The organism is Pseudomonadota bacterium (assembly GCA_010028905.1).
Classification (GTDB): Bacteria; Vulcanimicrobiota; Xenobia; order RGZZ01; family RGZZ01; genus RGZZ01.
The window spans coordinates 1-3,329 of the sequence record RGZZ01000520.1; the positions used below are offsets into that span (position 1 = coordinate 1).

General features: G+C 69.5%; 3 protein-coding genes. All 3 read right to left on the reverse strand.

Annotated elements, in window-relative coordinates:
* The coding region (locus EB084_22195; protein ID NDD30975.1) for a hypothetical protein at nt 1–495 on the reverse strand (495 nt) is incomplete at its 3' end.
* A gap of 16 nt (nt 496–511) precedes the next feature.
* Nucleotides 512–1,804: an aminotransferase class III-fold pyridoxal phosphate-dependent enzyme gene (locus tag EB084_22200; protein NDD30976.1), complete on the reverse strand. Its 1,293-nt coding sequence runs from the start codon at nt 1,802–1,804 to the stop codon at nt 512–514.
* Nucleotides 1,801–3,042: a DEAD/DEAH box helicase gene (locus EB084_22205; protein NDD30977.1), complete on the reverse strand. Its 1,242-nt coding sequence runs from the start codon at nt 3,040–3,042 to the stop codon at nt 1,801–1,803. The genes EB084_22200 and EB084_22205 overlap by 4 nt, the downstream gene beginning before the upstream one ends.
* Nucleotides 3,043–3,329: the final 287 nt, after the last annotated feature.

Below are 3,329 nucleotides of genomic sequence, written 5' to 3' on the forward strand. Positions count from 1 at the left end.
GCGCGCGATGAGACCCGCGAGCAGACCGTCGAAATCGACGTCCTCGCCGACGCGCAGCTCGAGCAGATCGTGCTGCACGCGCTGCGGTGCCGCCGTGCGCTGCATGAGCGCCACCACCGAGGCCACAACCACCACGGGCCGGCGCGCCAGCAGCGCCTCGAGCACGGCGAGGCGCTCCGGATCAGAGGTGCCTTCATCGAACATCGACGGCGCGCGCTCTGGGAAGACGATGGCGGTGGGGGTGGGCTGAGAAGGGTCGAGGGGCGTGCCGTTATCGAGGAAGAACGTGGCGTCTTGCACGAGGCGCTCGGCTTCGTCGTGGGTCGACGTCACCCACAGCAGCGGCAGCGCCGCGCGCCGCGCCAGCGCAGCCAGCACCAGGGCACGGGCCGACGTGCGCACCCCGCCCAGGCGGAAGGCCCGCGACGCGCTGGCCAGGCCGGCCAGGGCGTGTCCCACGGGGGTGGCTTCGAAGGCGGCCAGCAGTGGATGCACGGGTGCGACCCTGCGATCAGCGCGCGGCGACAGCCGTGGCGAGCGCCCGCGACGCGGCTTCGATGGTGGCGTCGATGTCGGCCTCGGTGTGCGCGGTCGACACGGCTGCCGCATCTGACTGCGACGGCTGGAAGTAGAAGCCCTGGTCGAGCATGGCGAAGAAGAAGCGAGCGAACGCGGGGTCGTCGCAGCGCTTGAAGTCATCGAGGTTGCGCACGGGCTGCGCGGTGAACAGCATGCCGAACATGCCGCCCACCGATGGGGCGCGCATGGCCACGCCGTGCGCGGCCGCCACCCGCTCGAAGCCGTCGCAGAGGCGACGGGTGAGCGCGCCCAGGCGCTCGTAGGTGCCCGGACGACGCAGCACCTCGAGGGTTGCGAGCCCGGCACGCATGCTGAGCGGGTTTCCGCTGAACGTGCCCGCCTGGTACATGGGCCCGACTGGCGCCACCCGCTCCATCACGGCCCGCTTGCCCCCGTAGGCGCCGCACGGCAGCCCGCCGCCCACCGCCTTCCCCAGCGCGGTGATGTCGGGATCGACGCCCCAGATCTGCTGGGCGCCGCCGTAGGCGACCCGAAAGCCGGTGAGCACCTCGTCGAAGATGAGCAGCACATCGTGCTTGCGGGTGATCTCGCGCAGCGCGCGCAGGTAGCCCTCATGCGGAACGATGACGCCCATGCTCCCGGGCACGGGCTCGACGATGACGGCGGCGATGTCACGCGCGCGCTCCGCAAGCAGGACCTCGAGGGCGGACGCATCGCCGAAGGGCACGGTGAGGGTGCGGTCGACCAGCGCCTTCACCGATCCGGAGAGGGCGGCGTTGGGTCGATCGAGCGGATCGGCCATGTCGAGCGATTCGACGTGGCCGTGATAGCCGCCCTCGAGCTTCACGATGACCTCGCGACGGCTGGCGGCGCGGGCCAGGCGCACGCACGCCTGCACCGCCTCGGCGCCGCTGTTGACGAAGCGCACCATCTCCATCGACGGGAGGGCCTGGCGAACCGCCTCGGCCATCTGCTGCTCGATCTCGGTGCTGGTGCCGAACACCCACCCGTCGGCGAGGGCCTGCGTGATGGCGGCCGTCACCTCGGGGTGGCGATGGCCGAGCACGAGCGGTCCCCAGGCGCCGAGGAAGTCGAGATAGCGGTTGCCATCGACATCGATCATGAAGGCCCCGTCGCCGCGGGCGATGATGCGCGGCGTCTTTGACGGGTCGACGTGGTGGAACCCACGGAACGGCGAGTTCACGCCGCCCGGGGTGATGCCACAGAGGGATGTGTAGAGGCTGCGGGAGCGGTCGGTGTTCAGCGGCGGCGGCCCCGACGTCCGCGGCCGAGCGACCCGAACGAGGTCACCACGCGGCCGTTCACCACCTGGCTCTTGCCGCGCACGGTGGTGGTGGCCTCGCGGTTCACCACGGTGCCCGTGAGGAGCACCGCATCAGAGGCGCGCTCGCGACGCCCCACGCGGCCGATGAGCTGCTCCATCTCTGACTCGGAGAAGTGATCGGCGTCGGTGATGACGATGAGGTCGGCCATGGGCACATCGAGGCCGCTGCCCACAAGGTTGGTGGCCACGAGAATCGAGGGCAGGTTCTGCTTGAACCGGCGCATCATCTCGGTGCGGGTCTCGGGAACGCTGCTCCACACGCTGCTGGTGCCGCGCTGGCGCTTCTTGTGCTCCTTGGTGTCGGCCATCTCGCCATGCAGCTGCGCGGCGGGGATGCCGAGCCGATCTTCGAGGTAGAGGGCGATGGGGGCCACCTTGACGCGGGTGCGCGAGATGACGTAGACCCGGCTCTCGAGATCGAGGTGCTTCTGGATCATGTCGAGGGTGCGGTCGAGCTGGCTGTACACGTTCTCACCGAACGAGGCCTCGACGCGGTGCACCTCGGTCTTGGGCGAGGCGAACGGCATGGTCTTGATCTCGACCTTGTTGTCGTAGGCCCCCTCGAGCTCGAGGAAGCGGCCGATGGCCTTGGGCGTGGCGGTGAGGAAGAGGCAGGGGCGCTCGAGCCCGCGCAGGCGCGAGAGGTCTTGGCGCTCGTCGAAGGCGTTGGCGTCATCGATGATGACCATGCCCGCCGTGTTGAGCAGCTCGCGGAAGCCCGATTTGTGCATGAGCATGGCGCTGCCCACCACCACACCGACCCGACCCGCGACAGCGTCGTCGAGATCGCGCTGGCGCTGTCCCGGCGGAACGCCGCTGTGGATCTCGACCACGTCGATGCCCGTGTCGCGCAGGCGGTCGCTGAGGTACTGGAAGTGCTGACGCGAGAGATCACGCGTGGGGGCGATGATGACCGTGGCGCGGTTGGTGGCGATGTGCTGGTCGATGGCGACCCGCATCATCACCTCGGTCTTGCCCGCGCCCGTGGGGGCCACCAGCAGCATGCGCCGCTTGCGGTTCTCGAGCAGGTCGATGAGGTCGTCGATGGCTCGCCCCTGGTCGGGGGTGAGGGTGAAGCGCTCACCGACCTCGATGAGGTTCTGCTCGAGGGCGGTCTCCTGGCAGTTGTACTCGATCTGCTCCCAGATCTCGGACACGCTGAGACGGGGGCGCGACTCCCGACGCGAAGCCTGGGGCTCCGGGCGGGGCTGGTGGTGATGGCGGTCTTCGTGGTGCTTGTCGGCTTGTCGGTTTCCCTGGCGCGAACGGCCAGCGGAGTCCGCCGGTCGGCGGCTCGAGCCGCCACGGCGGCGGCGGTTTGAAGAAAGGGCTTGCACGTGTGGTTCCTCTTTGCTGAGATGGCCGCCGTCTAGAAGATCACTGTGGCGGCTTGCGTGATGACACGCCTCCGAGTGCGGCGGACCCAGGAAGAGGAGGCTGTCGC